The sequence below is a fragment of the Rhizobium sp. Leaf262 genome (genome assembly GCF_001422245.1).
GTDB lineage: Bacteria > Pseudomonadota > Alphaproteobacteria > Rhizobiales > Rhizobiaceae > Agrobacterium.
The window spans coordinates 21,030-42,848 of sequence record NZ_LMMM01000015.1; the positions used below are offsets into that span (position 1 = coordinate 21,030).

Genomic DNA, 21,819 nt, shown 5'->3' on the forward strand with positions numbered 1-21,819 from the left:
CATGGACATACGGTGGCTGCAAGACTTTCTGGCGGTGGCGGAAACGGGCAATTTCACCCGGGCTGCGAGCGAGCGTAACGCATCGCAGGCCGCCTTCAGCCGCCGCATACAGTCTCTGGAATCCTGGCTGGGCGTCGCCCTGATCGACAGAAGCGTGTTTCCCACACGCCTGACCATCGAAGGCGAGCGTTTCCGCGATCAGGCCGCCGTGATCCTGCGCAGCCTTCTCGACACACGCACCGAGCTTGGCAAGGAGCCGGTCACCCGTCGCGATCAGGTTCGTCTGGCGCTGCCGCACGCACTGGCGACAGGACGCCTGCCCGGCTGGTGGTCGGACTGGTCCGAAGGACGCGCGCTGAGTTGCCAGCTGGTGCCGGGCAACGTGCACGACACCGTAACGTCGCTCGTTGCGGGCGAAGTGGACATGTTGGTGTGCTTCCACCATGCCCAGCAGCCAATCCATCTGGACCCGGATGTCTATGAGCGGGTGGAACTGGGAACGGAAAAACTCAGACCCTATGCGGCCCAGCATGTGGCCGAAACCTTCTCCTTTCCGGGAACGGCGGCAGCACCGCTGCCTCTGCTCGGCTATTCCCATGGCACCTATCTGGGCCGAATGGTGGATCTTGCCATAGAAACCTCGGCACAGCCCTTCTTCGGCACGCCGGTTTTCAAAAGCGACATGGCGGACGTGTTGCGGGAATTGGTTCTGACGGGCGCAGGCGTGGCCTGGCTGCCGGATTGTACCGCACGGAAAGCCGGTGACAGTCTCGTCGTGCTCGACGACGACAAATGGGCCGTAACCCTGTCGATCGTCGCATACCGCGATCGCAACAACGTATCGCGGGCGCTCAACCGATTATGGGCGGCTATCGATAACTGACCGCTGCCGATAGTTCAGCAGTCAACATACTTCGGCGCGTCCGGACACGACCGAAGCCATAAAAATTTCCGGCATCATCAACACTTGAACCAGAGGGAAACCAAATGAAAATCAATAGAATTCTCGCCGCCGCCTTCGTCGCCGCAACCGCGTCGTCCTTGCCGGTCATCGCCCATGCCGAAAGCGCCACGCTCGACCGCATCAAATCCGCAGGCGCAATCACGCTCGGCTATCGCGAAGCATCCATTCCGTTCTCCTATCTCGGAGCGGATCAGAAGCCGATCGGTTTTTCACTCGATCTTTGTGCCGATGTCGTTGCGGCGATCAAGACGAAGCTCAACCTGCCCGACCTGACGGTCAACTACACCCCCGTCAATTCCTCCAACCGTATCCCGCTCATTCAAAGCGGCACGGTCGATCTGGAATGCGGCAGCACGGCGGTAACGGCCCAGCGTGTGGAACAGGTGTCCTTCAGCGTTTCGACCTTCATGGTTCAGCCAAGCTGGCTGGTGAAGACCGCCGCCAAGATCACCGGCGCGAAGGATCTTTCGGGAAAGACTGTCGTGGTGACACAAGGGTCGAACGCAGTCGGTTTCGCCCAGGGCCTCAACGCCAAGGACAACCTCAACCTTTCGCTCATTCAGGCGAAGGACCATGCGGAATCCTTCCTGACACTGAACACGGGCCGCGCCGTTGCCTTTCTTGAAGACGACATTCTTCTTGCCGGTTTCCGGGCGTCTTCGGGCAATCCGTCCGCATTCACCATCGTTCCCGGCGGTTTCGGCAACATTCCCTATGCTTTGATGTTCACCAAGGGTGATACCGAATTCAAGGCCGTCGTCGACGAAACCCTGTCGAAGAAGATGGCGTCTGGCGAGTTCGAGAAAATCTACAAGAAGTGGTTCATGACACCCATTCCTCCGCGCAACGAAAACCTCGAGTTTCCGATGAGCGAAGCGTTGAAGGCTCGCGTCGCCAAACCCAGTGACGCTCTGTGATCAACCGCAGGGCCGCGACCTTCATAGGCGCGGCCCGATTTGTGGAGTAAGTCATGTTTGATATTCTCTTTCAGCCTGCGCCAGACGGCCAGCTGTACATTCAATGGCTCATAACCGGCCTCGGCTGGACCCTGCTTCTGGCCTTTTTCGGCTGGTGGATCGCATTTGCTCTCGGCGTTGTCGTCGGCGTGGGCAGAACGCTTCCGTCCAGATTGCTGTCGAGCCTTGCGCGCACATATGTCGAACTGTTTCGCAACGTTCCGCTGCTGGTCCAGATGTTTCTCTGGTACTTCGTCATGCCGGAAATCGTGCCGCAGGCGCTGGGCGATGCCATCAAGCAGATGCCGCCGCCATGGGGTGCTTTCTGGCCCGCTCTGCTGTGCCTGAGCCTTTACACCTCCGCACGCGTTGCAGAACAGGTCAAAGCCGGTATCGAAGCCCTGCCGCGCGGCCAGATCGAAGCCTCTTCGGCGCTGGGCATGACGACGTTCAAGACCTATCGCTACGTCATCGTGCCCCAGGCTTTGCGGCTGATCATCCCCAGCCTCACCAGTGAAGTCATGGGCATTTACAAGAACACATCCGTTGCCCTGACCATCGGGCTGCTGGAACTGACCGCACAGGCGCGCGCCATCAGCGAGGCGACCTTCCAGACCTTTGCCGCCTTCACCGCCGCGACCGTCATCTATCTGCTGCTTGCGCTTCTCGCCTATCAGATCATGGCGACGATCGATCGCAAGCTGACGATACCCGGCATGAGGAGCGCCACTCAGCGCAAGAAGTTCAGCTTCTTCAAACGAGCAGGAGCACAGGCATGAACGAGATCGATTTTTCCACCATAGTGCCTGCCATTCCCTATCTCTGGGAAGGCCTTAAATTCTCGCTTGCGTTGACCGTGGTCGCATTCGTCATCGGCATGGTGCTGGGAACGGCCCTTGCCCTGGCGCAGCATCTGGAAATTCCGGTGCTTCGGCAGTTCGCAAAGGGGTACATCACCCTGATGCGCTCCATCCCCCTCATTCTGGTGCTGTTCTGGTTCTTCTTTCTGGTTCCGATCCTCATCGGCTTCCTGAACGGATCGGGCCGACCCGTTCCGATCGGGGCGACCTATACCGCCTTCATCACCTTCGGCATGTTCGAGGCCGCCTATTACGCTGAGATCATTCGGGTGGGGCTCAGATCACTGCCGCGTGGCCAGTATGAAGCCGCCGACGCCCTCTCGATCCCGACCTGGAAGATCTATCGCTTCATCATTCTTCCGCAGGTCTTCCGGGCGGTGGCACCCATCATTCTCAGTCAGACGATCATCCTGTTTCAGGACACGTCGCTGGTCTACGTGCTGTCATTGACGGACCTGCTCGGCGCTGCCTCCAAACTCGGACAGATCAGCGGACGCCTCGTGGAACTCTATGTCACGATTGCCGTCATCTATCTCCTGATTTGTCTGGCTGCATCCCAACTGGTCGCTTTCCTGAAAGCGCGAACCGCAATCAAGGCGCGATGAGCCCGCGTGGCGTCATCCCTTCCCGATTTAGCGAAAGATACTCATCATGCTGACCAATGAGCAGATTAAAACCGAGAGTGCATCAGGCCCCAACGAGATCATCAGAATCGAAGGCCTGGAGAAACGCTACGGACATTTCACGGCGCTGAACTCCGTCAACCTGACCGTTCAACGCGGCGAAAAGATCGTGATTTGCGGGCCGTCGGGGTCCGGTAAATCGACGCTGATCCGCTGCATCAACCGCATCGAGGAACACGATGGCGGGCGGATCGTCGTCGACGGTGTCGAGCTGGACGGCAAGATGCGCAACATCCACGCCATTCGCCGCGAAGTCGGCATGGTGTTCCAGAACTTCAACCTGTTTCCCCATCTCTCGATTCTCGAGAACTGCATGCTGGCCCCCATTCAGGCGAGCGGAATCTCCAAGGCCGAGGCGACCGAGCGGGCCATGTATTTCCTGAAAAAGGTCAAGATTCCCGATCAGGCGAACAAATATCCCGGTCAACTCTCCGGCGGGCAGCAGCAGCGCGTGGCCATTGCACGCGCCCTGTGCATGCAGCCCAAGATCATGCTGTTCGACGAACCGACATCCGCGCTCGACCCCGAGATGGTCAAGGAGGTTCTGGACACGATGGTGGAACTGGCGGGCGACGGCATGACCATGCTGTGCGTGACCCACGAGATGGGGTTTGCCAAGGAAGTCGCCGATCACGTCGTCTTCATGGACAAGGGAACGATCATCGAAGTCGGCACGCCCGACAGCTTCTTCGCAAATCCGAAGAGCGAGCGCGCCAAGGACTTCCTCGGCAAAATCCTGCACTGAACGGCTGTGACATCGAGGTGTTTTGCGCCACTGAGAAGAGCGCCTCGATGGACCTGCATCGATAACCCGGCTACATTGCCCCGTCATTTCACTCCATGCAGCCGACGGTCGATGAGCAACCATGATTAGCACTGCCTTGCGTTACTTCCTCGAGGCTGTCGACAGCGGAACCATCGCCGAGGCAGCGCAGAGACTTCACGTCGCGCCGTCTGCGGTGAGCCGGATGATCAGAAAACTCGAGGAAGAACATGGCGTTACCCTGATCGAGCGCCGGCCCAGAGGCATCGTGCCCAGCGAGGCGGGGACGCTGCTGGCCGAATATGGCAGGCGCGTCATTCTGGATTCCGAACGCACGCGTGCGGATATTCTGGAACTGTCGACGGCAGGGCAACGAACCATTCGCGTTGCGACCAATCAGGCCTTCGGGACCGAACTGATGCCCAACATCATCGCGAGGATGCAATCACACGATCCCTCGCTCGTGTTTCATCTGTCCATCTTTCAATCCGAGATCATCAACGAGCGCGTGCGTGAGGGCAAAGAGGACATCGGCATAACGCACGACATGTCGAGGCCCAAAGGGGTCGACATTCTTCATCAAAGCAGCGCGCCGCTCTATGCCGTGATGTCCGCCACGCACGAACTGGCGCACGAAAAAGAGGTGACGTTTCAGGCGGTTCAAAAATATCCGGTGGCGCTGATGTCGAAGGGGAGCACCAATCGCCTGACCGTCGACATGTGCGCGCTGGCCGAAGGCGTTACGCTGGAGCCGAGCCTGACGACAAACAATGTGAGCGCCATTCAGAACTATTGCAGAATGCACGGCGCGATATCGTTTTTCAGCCGGGTGACGGTCAGCTCATCCATCGCGCGCGGGGAACTGCGCGCCGTGCGGCTGGCATCGAAACATCCCGGCAAACGCTTCTTCCACATTCAGGCCATGACCGGGCGCGAGCTTCCCAAGAGTGTTCTGCGACTGGTGGAGACCTTGCGCACCGAGCTGACCGACATCTAATAATTAGATGCCAGCCTTGAGTTAATTATATTTTTCATCCCCGAAAAAACTTCCTATCGTTGGCTCAGCCGGAAAAATACGGCGCGCTTCCACATAAGAGAGGGGAATTTCTCATGGCGGCTGACAGCAATCTCAATCCGCATTCGGGCGGACATATCACTTTCGACGGGGCAGCCATGCTGCTCGTCATCATCATCAGTATCGCCACCTGCGTCTTCGTCGGGCTGAACGGAATGGCGGCCAGCGTCTGGGGGCTCGTTCCGATCCTGCTCTATGCGGCACTATGCGTCTGGGGGCTCGATATCGTTCTGGCCACGGCGGTCGCGCTTGTTGCAGCATTCGCAATCCTCCAGCCTCAACCGGCAGCCGTCGGCAAGATGCTGGGCTCCGCACTCAGCGAAAACGTCACCCAGATCGGCATGATCTCGGTGCTGGGAGCCGGATTGGGCGAAGTTCTGCGCGCGACCGGCGTTGCCAGCAACGTCGTCAACGGCGTGTTGAGCGTCATCGGCCAGCGCTCGAAAAGCTTCGTCATTCTGGGCATCATGTTTGCTGCCGCGCTCGTCATCTTCATGCTGGGCACGATCGGTGGCGCGCTTGCCATTGCAGCACCCATCCTCATTCCGCTGGCAAGCCGCTTCGGCATCACGCGCCGTGCGACTGCCGTTGCCTTTCTTTACGGCGGATGTGCCGGACTGGCACTTGCACCCTTCGCCGGATCCAACATCGCGATCATGGTCGCTGCGAAGGTGAGCTATCTGGACTACGTCACCTATGGCGCAGGCCCGCTGTTCATCATTTCTTTCGTGCTCGGCTTTCCCATTTGCCTCGTGCTGCAGAAAAAAGCCGCACAGGAAAATGATTTCTACCCACCGGTCGAAACGCCTGAAGAGGCCGTGTCCTACAAGGCCAGCAAGCAGGCGACCGCGACCTTCCTCATCGGTCTCGTCATAACGGTTTCCTATGCCCTTCACAGCGGCGGCGGCGTATCCGTTCCGATGATCGCACTTCCTCTGCTGGCATTCCTCACCGGCACGGTCGGTCGCAATGCGCCGACCGAAACCCTCAAGCAGTTCTATCGCGGTGCCGGTGCCGTCATTCACCTGTTCCTTCTGTTCTGGCTGCTGTCCACGCTGTTCAACGTTCTCGACGAACTGGGTCCGCTGAAAGCCATGGCCACCAATCTGAGCGCCGATCTCACCTCGTTCTCGAAATATTCCTTTGCGCTGGTCGTGGCATTGATCGGACTTGCAGGCGTGCCGGGCGCTTCTGCGGCCGTGGTCGTCCTCGTGGACAACATCTTCGGCGGCATGGCGGCCCAGGTCGGCATCAGCACAGCCGCCTGGATCATCGTGCTGATCTTCTCATCCAAGGGCGATACCTATGGCCCCTTCCCCAACCCCAACATGGTGACGTGCATGGGCATGGCCCGTTACGACAAGCTCAAATACATGCTGCTCAGCGGCTGGATGCTGCTGATCCCAGCCACGATCGTCTATGCAATCCTGCTCTACTTCGTCGTCTAAAGGAGCGCGCTCTATGACCATATCACTGAAAAGCAGTGATCTGCCTCTGCTCAACCATCTCGGATCATGGGTCGCGGAAAGATCGAACCAATGGCCCGAGGCCGTCATCGAGCGCGTCGAGCATGCATTTGCAGACACGATGGTCTGCATCGTGGCGGGGTCGGTCGACCCCGTTACCCTCAAAGTCCGCACCGCCGCGAAATCCTGGGGGAACGGACAGGCGACGGTCGTGGGGCTTCACGACCAGCTGAATGCTCCGGCAGCGGCCATGATCAATGGCACTGCCGCGCATGTTCTTGAAATCGACGATAATTTCTATCCCGCACTGACCCATGCCTCCGCCGTTATCGTGCCTGCGCTTCTTGCACTGGGCGATGAAATCGGTGCATCCGGGGAGGACATCATCGACGCCTATTCGGTGGGGCTGGAACTGCACGCGCTGCTGGGACGGGGGGTCAACCGGTCCCACTATTTCGCCGGATGGCACCCCACGGCCACGATCGGCTGCATTGGAACGGCGGGCGCCTGCGCCCGCCTGCTGAAGCTGGGCGTGGAAGAAACCATCGCAGCCATGAGCATTGCAACGAGCATGGCGTCCGGCAACAAGGCGCAGTTCGGCACCGAGGCGAAATCCTTTCAATGCGGAATGAGTGCGTCAAATGCCGTGACGGCGGCCCGGCTCGCGCAGGCCGGGCTTCAGGGCAACCCCGATGTTCTGGAAGACCCGCAAGGATTTCTCCCGCTTTACGGCGGCCCCGACCCGCGCGGCTGGGCCGAGCCTCTTCGCAAGCTGGACAATCCCCTGGCGATGCTGGAATTTGGTGTAGCACCCAAAAGGCATGCCTGCTGCGGCTCGGCACATAATTCGCTGGACTGTATTCTCGACCTGCAAAGCCAGTACGGTTTTGCACCGGAGGACATTGCCGCAATCAATGTGCTCGTCGGGTCCAGCAACAAGAAGAACCTGCGATACGACGATCCGCAGGACGAGTTTCAAGCCCGCTTCTCCCTCCACTACAATGTTGCGCTCATTCTTTTACAGGGAAAGGTGACCTTGCAGGATTTCACGCCACAGGCGGTTGCACGCCCGGAGGTTCGCGCCCTCTTGTCGCTGACGACGATGCGGGCCAGAACCTTCGAGGAAGAACCGAAGGACCCCGACATCCGCCCGCCGCACGTCGTCACCATAACACTCAAGGATGGACGGACCCTGGAGCAATCCCGCGCCTTTGCCAAAGGCCTGATCCAGGACCCCTTCACGCAGGCCGAACGTGACCAGAAAGTCGAAGACTGCTGTTTGCCAGTGCTTGGAAAAACAAGAACCGCAGACCTTCTTGCGGCGATGAAATCCATTTCGGCGACGAGCAACATTCGCGCGATCACGGATATTCTACGGAGTGGCATGCAGTGACCAAGACGTCGGCATTCGAAGCCGTTGACCGGTATTTTCTCTCAGGCGCGTTCGAAAGCGATCTGCGCGACCGTGTGCGTTACAGGACGGTCAGTCAGGACATATCAGCCAGAGGGGAGCTGGACCGCTATCTGCGCGAGATCATCGAGCCAGAATTATCGGCCATGGGTTTCACCTGCCGCCGCATGCCGAACCCGAAGGAAGGTGGCCCGGATTTCCTCTTTGCCGAACGCATCGAGGACGAAAGCCTGCCGACGATGCTCATTTATGCCCACGGCGACGTTGTCGAAGGCATGGACGGTTCGTGGTCGGACGGGCTGGACCCGTGGACCCTGACCGAGAAAGACGGCTGCTGGTACGGGCGCGGAACGGCTGACAATAAGGGACAGCACGCGGTCAACTTTGCGGCCCTCAAATGTGTTCTGGAGCAGAAGGGCGATACGCTTGGCTTCAATGTGAAATGCCTGTTCGAGATGGGGGAAGAGTGCAGCTCTCCGGGGCTGCGCGAATTCTGCGCCATCAACAGGGACATGCTGAAAGTGGATGTTCTCATCGCCTCCGATGGCCCACGCCTCAGTCTCGATGTTCCGACCATCTATCTCGGCTCTCGCGGTTCGGTTTTGATGGAACTGACATGCACGGCCAGAAAAGAGTTCCTGCATTCCGGCAACTGGGGCGGCATCGTCAAAAATCCGGCCTCGGTTCTCGTCAACGCCATCTCATCGATTGTCGACGGGCGAGGTCGGCTGAAACTGCGCGATCTCGTGCCGCAGGACATTCCCCCGTCCGTGCGGGACGTTCTGGCAACGCTCGACATTTCCGAGGCCTCGATGAAGCGGCCACTCGACGCCGACTGGGGTGAGCCGGGACTTTCGGCTGCCGAACGGCTGCTGGGCTGGAACAGTTTCGAAGTCATCACGCTCGATGCGGGCAATGCGGACAAGCCCGTCAATGCGGTGCCGCCTGTCGCACGCGCCCATTGCCAGTTGCGCTTCGTGGTGGGAACCGATTGGAACGACGTGGTTCCAGCGATACGCCGCCATCTGGACGACAATGGTTATCGCGACGTCGAGGTAACATTGATCCGCGGCGGGCCGGCAACGCGGCTCGACCCGGCGGACCCGTGGGTGGAGTGGGCGGTTCAATCGCTTTCCGAAGCGCTGGGTTCGAAACCAGCCGTCAATCCCAACATCGGCGGCACCGTGCCGAACGATGCTTTCGCAACCATTCTCGGCCTGCCAACGATCTGGATTCCGCACAGTTACCCCGGCTGCAAACAGCACGGTATAGACGAGCATCTTCCCAAATCGATTGCGCATCAGGGAATGAGAATGATGGCATCCCTGTTCTGGGATTTCCCGGAGGCGCTGAAGACGGCGCGCTAGCAACTGACCCCTGGGGTGTTCTCAGAGATTGAAGAGACGGTATCCGATGATAGCCTTCGGATACCGCATTTGTTTTAAAGTCAGTGCGCCTTCATCTCGCTGACGATCTGTTTTGCGCTGAGCGACGACGGATAATAGGTCGGCCAGTTGGTAACTTCCGAGAGAAGTGCGGTACGGTCATTGCCCCAATAGAGATGGTAATGATCGGCTTTCTCAGGAGCGATCTTGTGATCGCTGAACTGGATGAATTGCGGTGCCGCCTCATCGCCAGCAGTCTTTTTGAAAATAAACCGGACGCCGCGATTGCCTTTCTTGTAGGTCAGGATTTCCTTGCCGTCATAGGTGTAAGTGCCAGTGGTGGCCTTGCCATTCTTGTAAAAGCTGACCTCGCCCGCTTTGATCGAGATGTGGTCGACATCCGTCTTGTAACCGATCTCGTATTCCTTGCGGTAATCCTGCGCACTCATCGTGCCGGTTTCGGCCTTATGCGCCCAGACCGGATCGAGTCCACCATTCTGGAGATAGGGATAGACCGACTGCCAGTCGCCGGCATAATCCGACAGTGGTCGGTCCTTGACCTGGCTGTCTTCGAAATATCCCTTGTAAATCTGCGGATCGCCGTGGCTGTGGGCATGTGTTTCGTCGTGACCGTGTTCGTGGACCTTTCCGCTTCCGCCCGAAACAGCGATGTTGTAGGGCTTGCCCTCGACCTTGATGGCGGCGATTTCCGTCAGCTCATCTTTGGCGATGCGACGCACCAGACCCTGATTGGGATCCGTCACCACGATCTCGTCGCCAGCCATGGCGATGCGGGGACGCGGATCGTTCCAGTGGCCATCCATCGAATAGGGTTCCGTTACCTTCGCGCTCTGGGCGATCTGGGCGGTCAGGATGTTGATGCGATGCAGTGAGCCGTCCTCGGTCAAGACATATCCAAAACGCGCATCTGTCGGATCAAGCGTGAAGTCGACACGGCGGAAAGGCAGGTCCAGATACTGGAAATGCGGTGTATCGACGGGATCGACCACGACCAGCCCCTTGGCTCCATAGTTACCCAGAAACACCTGCATGCTCTTTGCACCCAGAAGCGTGCCGGTGGTCTGACCGGCCGGGAGATCGGCAGGATAGGCCAGCAAAGCAGGCACGGGTCCATCCTTGCCTGACGTTACAGTGAGGATACCTTCCTTGCAGCCAGCCGCGAGATACGCACCGGAAAAGGCTTCGCCGTGAATACCGGTGCAGGTGGCAACATCGCCGGCGGGCGTGCCGTCAACCTTGACCGCCTGTAGACCGACACGTGATGGTGCGGCATCCCCTTCAACCGCAGCATCCGATGCAACGGTCGTAACCCAGCCGTTGCCGACAGGCGCAACGAAACCATGGTGGGCACGTGCCTGCTTCAGGCTCGTCGTCTTCAACTCCCCCTTTGACAGCGCGTCACTGTCGACGATCGCTGCATAACCGCCCTTGTCGAAATTGACGGCTATCTTGCCGTTATGATCAATGACATGGAAAGGCCGAGGACCTTCGAGCGGGGTTTTTACGGCGGCGGGATCGGCAAGCTCTATATCCGAGTGATCACCGTGCGCGTGCAAGGATATACCGCTATTGATGAACTGAACCGTATCCTTTTCGGACTGAACGGCCACGATGCTGGCGCCGTCATTCACACTGTAGAGTTTGCTCTGGCCAACAGTGGCGAATGTCCAGCGATGATCAGCCTTGCCCAGATCGAACGCCGTGATTTTCCCATCTGCATGATCGCCAACGAAGACGCGGTAGACCGTGATACTTTCCTCGTCGTCATTTGCGTAGGCTATCTGGCCGTGCAGGCCAACCACCAATGCAAGGGCCGATACGCTGAAAATCAGGCGTCTCATCATGTGTTTCTCTCCTTATTAATGTTATTACATTACATTTCGACTGTGAAATACTCTCGAATTGTCAGTGCGTCAGCCATGACAGTGCCAAGAGATTGATCGACGTCCGCTCGAAAATGTTATTACATAACGTCTTGTGGCGACGCAATCCCGTCTGGCCGTTCTCCCGGTGGATAAGTGGCGCGGGTTTGAAAGGCGACGGTGGGGTGGTCGACAGTGAATGAAGGATAAAGGGTTGTGTACCCAGCCTGACGGTTCATGACGGCTACTGCGTGCTAACCGGTCACGAAACCTGCCGCTTCAAGCTCACGGTGTGCAATAAGCGCAATTTTTTCAAGCTCTTCGATGGACAGATCGGCCTTGAATCCGGTGACAGCGACAGCGCCTGAAAACTCTCCACTCACCTCGTTTACCGGCACGGCGACGGATGCCATTTGCTTGTGCATCTCGCCCCAGGAAATATAGTAACGCTGGTTGCGGATCACATCAGCGTCCGGAAACACATCGCCCGTGTAAGCTCGAAGTATCTTTGCCGCAGAACCGCCATTGCTCAGTGGCGCGGTCGCACCGATTTCGAGAAAGTAACGAATGCTTCGCTGCGTGCGGTCTCTTGCCAGACAAATCCGTTCTTCAGCCGACCTCGAAAAGAAGGATGCGGTCTGGCCGGTTTGCTGGCTGATCGCATCAAGCGGTGACTGTATTCGGGAGATGATGTTGGAGGTCGCGCTGAACAGAGCGGCGAGACGCAAATTCGTCGGACCCGGCGAGTAGGTTCCATCCGCTGATTTGAGCAGATAGCCATATTGGACCAGCGTCCTGAGCGCCCGCGAGACGGTCGCCCTGTCGAGGCCCGTCTGCGTGGCGATTTCATGCATTTTCAGCCGCGGAGACGCCTGCGTGAACGAGCCGAGAATGAACAGGCCACGCTCCAGCACACCCACCGGGCTGTGCATTTTCGTGTCTTTTCCCAGATCCGCTTGTCTTCGGGTCAATTCTTCCAATGGCTGCCTCGTTTTTAAAAAAACCGCGCTTGAGAACGGCAGACAGGAATGTTCATTTAATGAAATGAATTTCACTGAATGAAACTTACACATAAACAAACCCGCGCGCTGTTTCAAGTCCCGCCATGACCAGCGGTTTCAGACAGATTGCAAGTCTCGATATGACAATGAAAGTATATGATATGACAGGTTTCGACTTCACCCGCCGCGCCGTCTTGAAGGCTGGCGTTGGTTCAGGCTTGGCGATCTTGGCAGGAGGCCTGCCAGCATTTGCAGCTCAAGGCTCCCTTCCCGACTATTACCCAGCCGACTATCAGAAGATCATCGATGGCTCGAAGGAAGAGAACCGGCTTTTCATCTATTCCAATATTTCCGCAAAATCCTGGGCTGGGGTTCAGCGACGCTTTAACGAGCTCTACCCATGGATTCGCGTCGAAATTCTGGAATTGAGCGGTTACGATCTGATGGAGCGGCATCTGGCGGAGGCCGGGACAGGTGCTCCCACCTGCGATCTGATCTCGACCACGATCGTTGAAAAATGGATCGAATATGTCGAGAAAGACGTGATCCTGCCCTACAAGTCGCCGGAAGAGCAGTTCTATCCCGCATGGTCGAAACCGGCCAATGGTCTTTATACGATCGCCATCGATCCGCTGCTCATGATCTACAACAAGCTGCTTTTAAAGGAAGACCTGCGACCGAAAGGGCTTGGCGATCTGGCACTGCTGGTCAAGGAGAACCCGGATCTGTTCAAGGGTCGGATCGCCGTCATCGGTGCGGATACGAATCCATCCAGCTATGTCGGGCACAAGGGCGTTACCGACCTTCATGGCGAAGAAGCCTGGGAATGGTTCCGAACCTTCGGACCATCGACGAAAAGCGAGCGGCAGGCCGGTACCGTGGTCGACAAGGTGCTATCCGGCGAATACCTCGTCAGCTACTTCCAGACATCGGGCGTGCCTTGGCAGGCTGCCAAGGATCCAGCCAAGGCGCAGGTGCTGGGCTGGGACTTCATTCACGACGGCCAACCGCTGGTCATTCGCGCCGCAGCCGTTCCGAAAGCCGCAAAAAACGTCAACAGCGCCAAGCTGTGGCTCGATGTGACCCTGTCCTTCCAGGGCCAGGTGGGGTTGGTCGAAGGCGGTCGAACGCCGCTGCGCTCTGACGTGAAGAAGTCCGATGTCAACGGTGACTATACGCTCACGTCGATCGTCGAAGAGGTCGGCGAGAAGAACGTCATCATGCCAAGCTATGATGCCGCACAGTTCAAAACCTACGATGACTATATTGCGAAATGGCGTGAAGCCTTCGCGCGCAAGTGATCGGCAGGCGCTGGCAGATGGAACGCATAAAGCATCACAGGCATGGCCTTCAGGCCGACCTGATCCAGTGGGCGGTGATCATCATCACCGCCCTGCTGGCGGTTGGCCCCCTCATTCCGATCGTCATCCAGGCCTTCGTGGACGGGCCGCTCTATGGCAAAGACCTTCATTTCACCTTGCAGAATGTCGTAGACCTGTTTGCAGACCGAGAGTTTCCGAGTGTCCTTGCGAACACCCTGCTGTTCGCCGCATTGACCACGGTCATTTCGCAAGCGATCGGGCTGGTCCTGGCCGTTCTCGTCGGGCGCACCGATCTGCCGGGCAAGAGATGGCTTCAAGTCGGCACCCTGGCACCGCTGATCGTCTCCAGTCTTGTTCTCGCCTTCGGCTGGTCACTTGCCTATGGTCCCGCCGGTTTCCTCACGCTGTTCGTGCAGCAATGGGCGGGCTTTGCACCATGGAACCTGAACTCGCTACTGGGGATGTCACTGGTCGCGGCCTCCACGCAGGCACCGCTTGCATTTCTCTATTGCCTTGCTGCGACCGCGAAGATGGATTCGCGACTGGAGGAAGCCGCGCGCGCCTGCGGCGCTGGCCCTTTCGCTATTTTCTCGCGAATTACCATTCCGCTGATGATGCCGTCGATCACTTACGGGCTGCTTTTGAATTTCACGGCATCGCTCGATATGTTCAGCATTCCGTTCGTGTTCGGGGAGCCTGCCGGCATCCATCTCTTCATGCCCTGGCTTTACCTGAATGGATTGCAGACGATGCGACCCTCTCACGGTCTGGTCGCTGCGGCATCCCTTCTGTTGCTGGCCATCGTCGGACTGCTCATCCTCATCCAGTCACGAATTCTTCGCAACGATCGTCGATACATCACGGTCGGCGGCAAGGCGTCTCACCTCAAACCGTTTCAATTGGGCTACCTGCGGTGGCCGATGGCCATCATCGCGTGGCTCTACATCGTGCTGTTCGCCGTGATGCCCATAGGCATCCTTTTCATCCGCGCCTGCACCTCGTTCATGACGCCGCTGATTCCATTCTGGAAACTGTTGACGACGGAAAATTTCGCCTTCGTTCTTCAGTCCGATGTGTTTTTGACGCCCATCGTGAACACGATCAAGATTTCGGTCTTCGGCGGCCTGATTGCCACGTTGTTTGTTGCTCTCGTCGCCATCGTGGCGCGACGTTCGGAATTTCGATTCGCAAGAACACTCGAGACGCTCGCGATGATACCACGCGCCATTCCCGGTCTGATCGCGGGGATCGGCGTCTTCTATGCGGTAATATTCTTTCCGCCGCTTGGCATTCTCAGCGGCAGCATCTGGTTGCTTGCCATCGCCTATACGTCCCAGATCATTCCCAAAACATTCGGTGCTATCGTTCCGGGTCTGCTGCAGATCAGTGGTGATCTGGACGCCAGCGCCCGTGCGAGCGGCGCCGGTTGGTCGACAACGACATTCCGCATCGTTTTGCCGTTGCTGGCACCATCACTGCTTGTCGCCTTCTCTCTGACCTTCATTTCCTTTTTCAAGGAATACTCGATCGCCATCTATCTGGTGACGCCAGCCACGCAGGTCATCGGCACAAATCTTCTACAGAGCTGGTTGCAGGGGCAGATCGGACAGGTCGCAGCCCTGGCAACGATCCAGCTTGTCATGACCTTGATGTTCATGGGTATTTTCCGCGGCATTCTGGCAATCTGGAACCGGCGGCGCAACACGATATCCTCCAACCATCGCGAGGCTGAAGCTGCTGCTCTCGCCTCCTCCGCGCGCTAGGTGATAATCCATGTCTTATCTCGAAATCGAAAATGTCACCAAATGCTACGAAGGGGCCCGCGCCGTTGAAAACGTTTCGTTCACAGTTGCGGAAGGCGAGTTCGTCACCCTGCTCGGCCCCAGCGGTTCCGGCAAATCCACGACGCTCAACCTGATTGCTGGCCTTTCTCTTCCCGACAGCGGGCGCATCCGGTGCGGTGACCTGACCTACTATGACGATCGACAGAAAATCAGCCTGCCGATCGAGGCAAGAAACCTGGGACTGGTGTTCCAGTCCTATGCGCTGTGGCCGCATATGACCGTGCGCGAAAATGTAGAGTTTCCTTTGCGGCTGCGAAAAGTCGCACGCAAACTGCGCCATGAACGGGTTGAGGCGACACTTCAACTGGTTGAAATGAAGGCATTGAGCGAGCGCTATCCACACGAACTATCCGGTGGGCAGCAGCAGCGCGTGGCTCTGGCCCGCACGCTGGTCTATGAACCCAAAATCCTTCTTCTCGATGAGCCGCTGTCCAACCTCGATGCAAAATTGCGAGAACGTGCCCGTAGCTGGCTGGCGGATATTCGCAATGATATCGGCATCACGACCATTTATGTCACCCATGATCATGGTGAGGCATTGAGCCTGAGCGACAGGATCGTTGTTCTCAACAAGGGCCAGATCGCCCAAATCGGGACACCCAGAGAACTTTACGAGCGGCCCAGCGACCCGTTCGTGGCCGAATTCATCGGGTCTGTGAATTTCATCGAGGGTATCGCGAGCGGAGGCTCCTCGGACATTCCAGTGCTTGAGTTGGCCGGTGGCCAGCGACTAGCCGTCGCCGATGCCGGTAAAATCAGCGTGGGCAGAAGGGCATCCGCCGCTATCAGACCCGACAAGATTGTGATTGCCGGGCTGGGTGTCGAACCGGACGGCAAGGAACTCAACCGCTTGAAGGCGACGCTTCTCAACAGGAGCTACTTCGGATCGAGCTGGCAATATAACTTCGATATCGGCGGCAGTGTCCTGAAAGTCGAGAGTTCTCTCGAATTCAACGGTAATGAAGCCACGCTTCTCATACCCCCGTCCCAAATCAGAACCTTCGAGGTTGCTGCCTAATATTGGCGATACAACCGCCGTTTCAAACTATCAGCGAAAGGTACACTCCCATGCGTTTTCGGGACGATCTCATTAAAATCCGGCCCAGCACGGAATTACGCCGTTTGATCGCGGAAAAGCAGTTTCCAATCACATCCGTATCCGGTTCGACGCCTCAACATGCGCAGATTGCAGAATCCCTTGGTGTAAGGCTTTTCACCATGTCAGGGTCCGCGGTTTCGACGGAGCTGTTCGGCCTGCCTGATGCGGGCCTGCTGAGCATGACCGAAGTGATCGAGGCAGCCAAGCGCGTTTGCAACTCCGTCTCGATCCCGGTCGTGGTGGACTGCGACACGGGATACGGCAATCCTGTTGGAGTGAGCCGCACGGTCAGCGAGGTCATCAAGGCCGGAGCCGCAGGCTTTTTCATCGAGGACCAGACCTCGCCGAAGCGTTGCGGGTTCACCGAAGGCAAGGAAGTCGTCTCGATCGAAGACATGGTCGGCAAGCTCAGGGCCGCCAAGGACATGCGGGACAAGCTTGATCCGGATGTCGTCATGATGGCCAGGACCGACGCGCGCAATGCGGTGGGCGGAAGCCTCGACGAGGTCATCAGACGCGGCCACGCCTATATCGAGGCAGGTGCGGATGTTCTGATGGTCGTCGCGCTGAAATCCCGCGACGAACTTCGCGCCGTGCGCAACGCATTCCCGGACTTTCCACTGAAAGCCGTCGTCCACAGTATTCGCCCTCGATTGACGGCAGCGGAATATGCGGAATTTGGCCTGCTGACCCAATCGTTCAAGATGAATGTCGTGGCGTCCATGGCGTTGCACAGCTTTATCAAGGACTACCAGAGCCGCGGCGTCGATGCCTATAATGAACTTCTGGACGCCAACAAGGGGCACCCGCTGGTCGATTTCGGCTTTCTTGAACTGACGGGGTTCCAAAAAGTTGTGGAACTGGAACAGAGATACCTGCCTGCCGAAGCGCTTACCAAATACAAAGCCGACGGAGAATAAAGCTTCCCGCCACCCTGGCTCCGGCGCTGCCCTTAGCGCGCCTCATCGATCATGGGGATGCGAGTCACACCGAGTCCGTCGATCATCCCCGCTGCATCTAGACCGACAGAGGCCTTTGCGGGCGGCGCTGAACAGGCTGACGACGAGCGAGCGCTTCGGTCTCCGAACCCTGATCAGCTTCTGCAAACAGCTTGCCGACCGTCTTGGCGTTATCGCGATCTTTCAGCCCTAAAACGTTCCCCTCAAGCCGCCGGGCAACTGGGAGAGCTTGACAAACGTATCATGTGTAATGTTATTACACTCAAATACGTTCTGGTATAACGTTACGATATTGTTTCAGAAAGCGGCCAACAACCGCTGAGAAACAGGTTTGATGGGAGTGAGTGATTTGTATCACCAACGATTGGGAACATCCTGCAAGTGGCTGGTTACGACCTTTTCCTTTCGATGTCGGCGCATTCCTCACGGCTCAGCCACTTTGCCCGCACGGACACGGTAGCCACGACACATTCGTAGCCGGACACCGCTTCGTCCAACGCTGCCAAGAGATTTCACAGCGAGGCGTACCGGACGATCCGGCTGTGGAACAGCCGTGTGATGAGCCGCGATGCTCTGCTTGCGGCGGTCCACGCCTTCGACATTCTTTACGATCCATGGAGAACCACATGACTACGAAATTACCGGTAACGGTGCTGTCCGGCTTTCTGGGAGCCGGCAAGACGACATTGCTCAACCACATTCTTGCCAATCGCGATGGTCTTCGCGTGGCGCTCATCGTCAACGACATGAGCGAGGTGAACATCGACGCGACACTGGTGCGTGATGGTGGGGCCAATCTGTCGAGAACGCAGGAACAGCTGGTGGAGATGACCAACGGCTGTATCTGCTGCACGCTTCGTGATGACCTGCTGCAGGAGGTACGAACTCTGGCAGAGCAGGGTCGCTTCGACTATCTCCTGATCGAATCCACCGGTATCGCAGAACCGCTTCCCGTTGCAGCCACTTTCGACTTCCGCGATGAGAATGGCCGTAGTCTCGCAGATGTCGCGAAACTCGATACGATGGTGACCGTCGTGGATGCGGCAAACCTGCTCAAGGACTATAGCTCCATCGACTTTCTTGCTGATCGCGGTGAAACCGCAGGAGAGGACGATAACCGCACACTCGTCGATCTCCTGGTCGAGCAGATCGAGTTCGCCGATGTGGTCATTCTCAACAAGGTCAGCACCGCCACCGCCCAACAATGCGATGCAGCCCGTAAAATCATCGTGGGTCTCAACCCCGACGCCAGGCTGATCGAGGCTGATTTCGGTCGCGTTGATCTGAGGGACGTGCTGGGCACGGGACGTTTCGATTTCGCAAAAGCGGAAACGCATCCACTGTGGTTCAAGGAACTGCACGGCTTTGCCGATCATGTTCCGGAAACGGAAGAGTACGGCATCCGGTCCTTCGTCTACCGGACGAAGAGGCCGTTCGACCCTTCCAGGTTCCAGTCTTTCATCAACCGCCCATGGCCCGGCGTCGTGCGGGCCAAAGGGTTCTTCTGGCTTGCCACCCGACCTGACCATGTCGGCGAAATCAGTCAGGCAGGTGCCTTGGTGCGGACACAGAAAATGGGGCTCTGGTGGACGTCGATACCCAGGGATCGTTGGCCCAAGGACCCCGGTTTCAAAAAGATGATGAAGCCATATCTGGACCCGGTCTGGGGCGACCGTCGTCAGGAGATCGTGTTCATCGGCGCCGACCCGATGGATGAGGCGACGATCCGGGCAGAGCTGGACGCATGCCTGATCGACAGTGCAAAGTTCCGACCGGAGCTGTGGCAGGATCTTCCCGACCCCTTCCCGTCCTGGCAGAGGCAGGCCGCTTGATTCTGGAGCAAAGGCGAACTGAAACTGGCGTCGACAATACCGGTGCCAAGCTTGTGGTTTGCCCAAGAAGACGCTGAGATCAACGCATCGACGGGCTATTGCGTGGCTCGCTCCTGAAACGGCCACCCGCTCCGCGTCACATGGTCTCTGGTCAACTGCTGAAGGGTGCTGACACCGACCAGAGCCATGTCGGTCAGGATCTCGTTTCGCAAGAGGGTGTAGGCATGGGCGACCCCTGCCTCGCCCGCAATGCTGGCGGCATAATTGAACGGGCGGCCAAGCCAGACGAAAGCCGCGCCTAACGCCAGCGCCTTGATGATGTCGGTACCGCGCCGGAAGCCGCCATCGATCATGACCGGCATGTCTCCGGCTGCCGCGACCGCAGCGGGCAGCACACGCATGGCCGAAGGAGAGCCATCCAATTGTCTGCCGCCATGATTGGACAGGATGATCGCATCGACGCCCGCCCTGGCTGCCATGCCGACATCGTCTGGATGCAGCACGCCCTTGACGACCAGCTTTCCTTTCCAGCGTTCGCGCAGGCGATGCAGATCGTCCCATGACAGCCAGTCCCGACCGCCCGTCTCTCGCGAAACGTTGCGGGAGACGATCGGCACGCCGCGTGTCGCCTCGTTGTTTTCGAAGTGCGGAACGCCGTGATGCAAAAGCGTGCGAAAGGCGGTGTTGATGGTCCAGCCCGGATGAGAAATGCCCTGCCACAGCAGTGCGAGATCGGGGGCGAGCGGCGTCTTGAAACCGGCGCGAATGTTGTTTTCCCGGTTTGGAAGAACACTGACATCGACGGTAATGACGAGCGTGGTGAAGCCCGCCGCTTCGATCCGCTGGATCAGCGCTTCGGTGCGCTCCCGCGTGGGCGGCACATAGGCCTGAAACCACGTGCCCGGCGCTTCGCGCGCCACGTCTTCGAGACGGATCAGCGAGGAACCCGACATGATTGCCGGAATGCTGAGCGCTCGAGCCGCCCGAGCCTGCACGATATCGCCGCGATAGGCCGAAAGGGCGCTGAGACCCATGGGCGCAATACCGAAGGGGGCGGAAAACGTCTGTCCGAACAGCGATGTGATCGGTGCGCGCTGGCTGACATCACGCAGGACGCGCGGCATCAGGGCAATATCGCGGAATGACCTTCTATTGTCGTCAAGGCTCTGATTGTCTTCGCTGCCGCCCGCAACATAGGCAAAGACGGGCTTGGGCAAATGGCGTCGGGCTGCATGTTCGAAGTCATCCAGATTGAGGATGGAGCCAAGCGCCCGGCGCGGAAAGAACGTCGTCATGCATGAAATTCCAGACAAGGACCCGACATCGTCGCATCGACTGTCGGGATTGCGCACTCGCTCCACATGTGATGGCTGAACGGACATGGAAGGCGAGTGCGCATGGGACTGTTATACCTCGTCGACAATACCGTTCGTCAAGACGCCGATACCGCTGATTTCGACTTCGGCGGTGTCGCCCGGCTTCATGAAAATCGGCGGTTTGCGGGTAAAGCCGACGCCACCCATCGTACCGCTGGCGATCACGTCACCCGGCTTCAGCGGAAGCCATTCGGAGATGTAACTGATCAGCTTGTCAACCGGGAAGATCATATCGCTGGTGCTGGCCTTCTGAAGCACCGTGCCGTTCAGGCGGAATTCGATATCCAGCGCCTGCGGGTCGGCAATCTCGTCTGCGGTGACCAGCCAGGGGCCGACGCCGCCGGTGCGATAAAAGTTCTTGCCCGGCGTCAGATTGCGGGAGTGAAACTGGTAGTCTCGAATGCTTCCCTCATTCATGGCGCTATAGCCGAACACATATTGCAGGGCGTCTTCCTGCTTGACGTAACGGGGCACGTTCTTGCCGATCACCACCAGCAGCTCGGCTTCATAATCAAGATCGCTCGACGCCTTGGGGCGCACGATATCGCCGCGGTGGCCCAACAGTGTGTCGGCCATGCGGGCAAACATCATCGGGTATTTCGGTGTTTCGCGACCGCCGGGAAGATGCGCATTGGCCTCGGCGACATGGTCGCCGTAGTTGAGCGCTACACACAAAATCTTCTCAGGATTGGGGATGACGGGCAAAAGCGTGACGCTGTCGAAATCCGCCTCACCGCTTGCCGACGCAAGCGCATCCTCGGCGATCTTGCGCCAGTCATCATGTGCGATGAAGGCCTTCAGATCGGGAACGGACCCGTTCAGGCGCGCCTTCAAATCGATGATCTTGTTATCCCGGACAAGCCCGAAGCTGGCCTGCCCCTGCGTTTCATAGCTGACAAATTTCATTGTATCGGTCCTCCAAAAGCTGTTCGTCTGTGAA

At 58.1% G+C, this 21,819-nt stretch carries 17 protein-coding genes and 1 pseudogene; 14 read left to right on the forward strand and 4 right to left on the reverse strand.

The window, feature by feature from the left end; translation table 11 throughout:
* Position 1 precedes the first annotated feature (1 nt).
* The 9 genes from ASF29_RS12745 (at position 2) to ASF29_RS12785 (ending at position 9,545) form a co-directional block, all read left to right on the forward strand.
* Positions 2-883: a LysR family transcriptional regulator gene (locus ASF29_RS12745; RefSeq protein ID WP_062451059.1), complete on the forward strand. Its 882-nt coding sequence runs from the start codon at positions 2-4 to the stop codon at positions 881-883.
* Between the two features lie 104 nt (positions 884-987).
* Positions 988-1,881, forward strand: coding sequence for an amino acid ABC transporter substrate-binding protein (locus ASF29_RS12750; RefSeq protein WP_062451060.1), 894 nt, complete (start codon positions 988-990; stop codon positions 1,879-1,881).
* A 53-nt stretch (positions 1,882-1,934) separates the two neighbouring features.
* Positions 1,935-2,699 carry an amino acid ABC transporter permease gene (locus tag ASF29_RS12755; protein ID WP_062451061.1) on the forward strand — a complete coding sequence of 255 codons (765 nt, stop codon included), beginning with the start codon at positions 1,935-1,937 and terminating at the stop codon, positions 2,697-2,699.
* The gene (locus ASF29_RS12760; protein ID WP_062451062.1) at positions 2,696-3,385 is read left to right on the forward strand and encodes an ABC transporter permease subunit; all 690 of its coding nucleotides are present in this window, start codon (positions 2,696-2,698) and stop codon (positions 3,383-3,385) included. Before ASF29_RS12755 ends, ASF29_RS12760 begins: the two co-directional genes overlap by 4 nt.
* Before the next feature lie 46 nt (positions 3,386-3,431).
* Positions 3,432-4,208, forward strand: a complete 777-nt coding sequence (locus ASF29_RS12765; protein ID WP_062451063.1) for an amino acid ABC transporter ATP-binding protein — start codon at positions 3,432-3,434, stop codon at positions 4,206-4,208.
* A 121-nt stretch (positions 4,209-4,329) separates the two neighbouring features.
* A complete protein-coding gene (locus ASF29_RS12770; protein WP_062451064.1) occupies positions 4,330-5,223 on the forward strand; it encodes a LysR family transcriptional regulator in 894 nt (297 codons plus the stop codon).
* 113 nt (positions 5,224-5,336) lie between these two features.
* Positions 5,337-6,749, forward strand: a complete 1,413-nt coding sequence (locus tag ASF29_RS12775) for a Na+/H+ antiporter NhaC family protein (protein WP_062451065.1) — start codon at positions 5,337-5,339, stop codon at positions 6,747-6,749.
* A gap of 13 nt (positions 6,750-6,762) precedes the next feature.
* Positions 6,763-8,160, forward strand: coding sequence for an MmgE/PrpD family protein (locus ASF29_RS12780; protein ID WP_156462662.1), 1,398 nt, complete (start codon positions 6,763-6,765; stop codon positions 8,158-8,160).
* Entirely contained in the window at positions 8,157-9,545 is a 1,389-nt protein-coding gene (locus tag ASF29_RS12785) for a M20 family metallopeptidase (RefSeq protein ID WP_062451066.1), read from the forward strand. The genes ASF29_RS12780 and ASF29_RS12785 overlap by 4 nt, the downstream gene beginning before the upstream one ends.
* A gap of 80 nt (positions 9,546-9,625) precedes the next feature.
* Here the strand turns inward: ASF29_RS12785 and ASF29_RS25100 are convergent.
* Both ASF29_RS25100 and ASF29_RS12795 read right to left on the reverse strand, forming a co-directional pair.
* A pseudogene (locus tag ASF29_RS25100) lies at positions 9,626-10,204 on the reverse strand (metal-binding protein ZinT); the annotation flags it as partial.
* 1,496 nt (positions 10,205-11,700) lie between these two features.
* Positions 11,701-12,543 carry a helix-turn-helix domain-containing protein gene (locus tag ASF29_RS12795; RefSeq protein ID WP_156462663.1) on the reverse strand — a complete coding sequence of 281 codons (843 nt, stop codon included), beginning with the start codon at positions 12,541-12,543 and terminating at the stop codon, positions 11,701-11,703.
* A gap of 50 nt (positions 12,544-12,593) precedes the next feature.
* On the opposite strand from ASF29_RS12795, the gene ASF29_RS12800 reads away from it, so the two are divergent.
* The 5 genes from ASF29_RS12800 to zigA all read left to right on the forward strand — a co-directional run bounded on the left by ASF29_RS12800 (position 12,594) and on the right by zigA (position 19,503).
* Positions 12,594-13,748: an extracellular solute-binding protein gene (locus ASF29_RS12800; RefSeq protein WP_162237902.1), complete on the forward strand. Its 1,155-nt coding sequence runs from the start codon at positions 12,594-12,596 to the stop codon at positions 13,746-13,748.
* A gap of 17 nt (positions 13,749-13,765) precedes the next feature.
* Complete coding sequence (locus ASF29_RS12805) at positions 13,766-15,532, forward strand: iron ABC transporter permease (protein WP_156462664.1); 1,767 nt, start codon at positions 13,766-13,768, stop codon at positions 15,530-15,532.
* Between the two features lie 10 nt (positions 15,533-15,542).
* Positions 15,543-16,631 carry an ABC transporter ATP-binding protein gene (locus ASF29_RS12810; RefSeq protein WP_062451070.1) on the forward strand — a complete coding sequence of 363 codons (1,089 nt, stop codon included), beginning with the start codon at positions 15,543-15,545 and terminating at the stop codon, positions 16,629-16,631.
* Positions 16,632-16,681: 50 nt separating this feature from the next.
* A complete protein-coding gene (locus ASF29_RS12815) occupies positions 16,682-17,632 on the forward strand; it encodes an isocitrate lyase/PEP mutase family protein (protein WP_062451071.1) in 951 nt (316 codons plus the stop codon).
* Between the two features lie 665 nt (positions 17,633-18,297).
* Entirely contained in the window at positions 18,298-19,503 is a 1,206-nt protein-coding gene (gene zigA / locus ASF29_RS12820; RefSeq protein ID WP_062451072.1) for a zinc metallochaperone GTPase ZigA, read from the forward strand.
* 95 nt (positions 19,504-19,598) lie between these two features.
* Here the strand turns inward: zigA and ASF29_RS12825 are convergent, their stop codons facing one another.
* Both ASF29_RS12825 and ASF29_RS12830 read right to left on the reverse strand, forming a co-directional pair.
* Entirely contained in the window at positions 19,599-20,798 is a 1,200-nt protein-coding gene (locus ASF29_RS12825) for an alpha-hydroxy acid oxidase (protein WP_062451073.1), read from the reverse strand.
* A gap of 111 nt (positions 20,799-20,909) precedes the next feature.
* The gene (locus ASF29_RS12830) at positions 20,910-21,785 is read right to left on the reverse strand and encodes a fumarylacetoacetate hydrolase family protein (protein WP_062451074.1); all 876 of its coding nucleotides are present in this window, start codon (positions 21,783-21,785) and stop codon (positions 20,910-20,912) included.
* Positions 21,786-21,819: the final 34 nt, after the last annotated feature.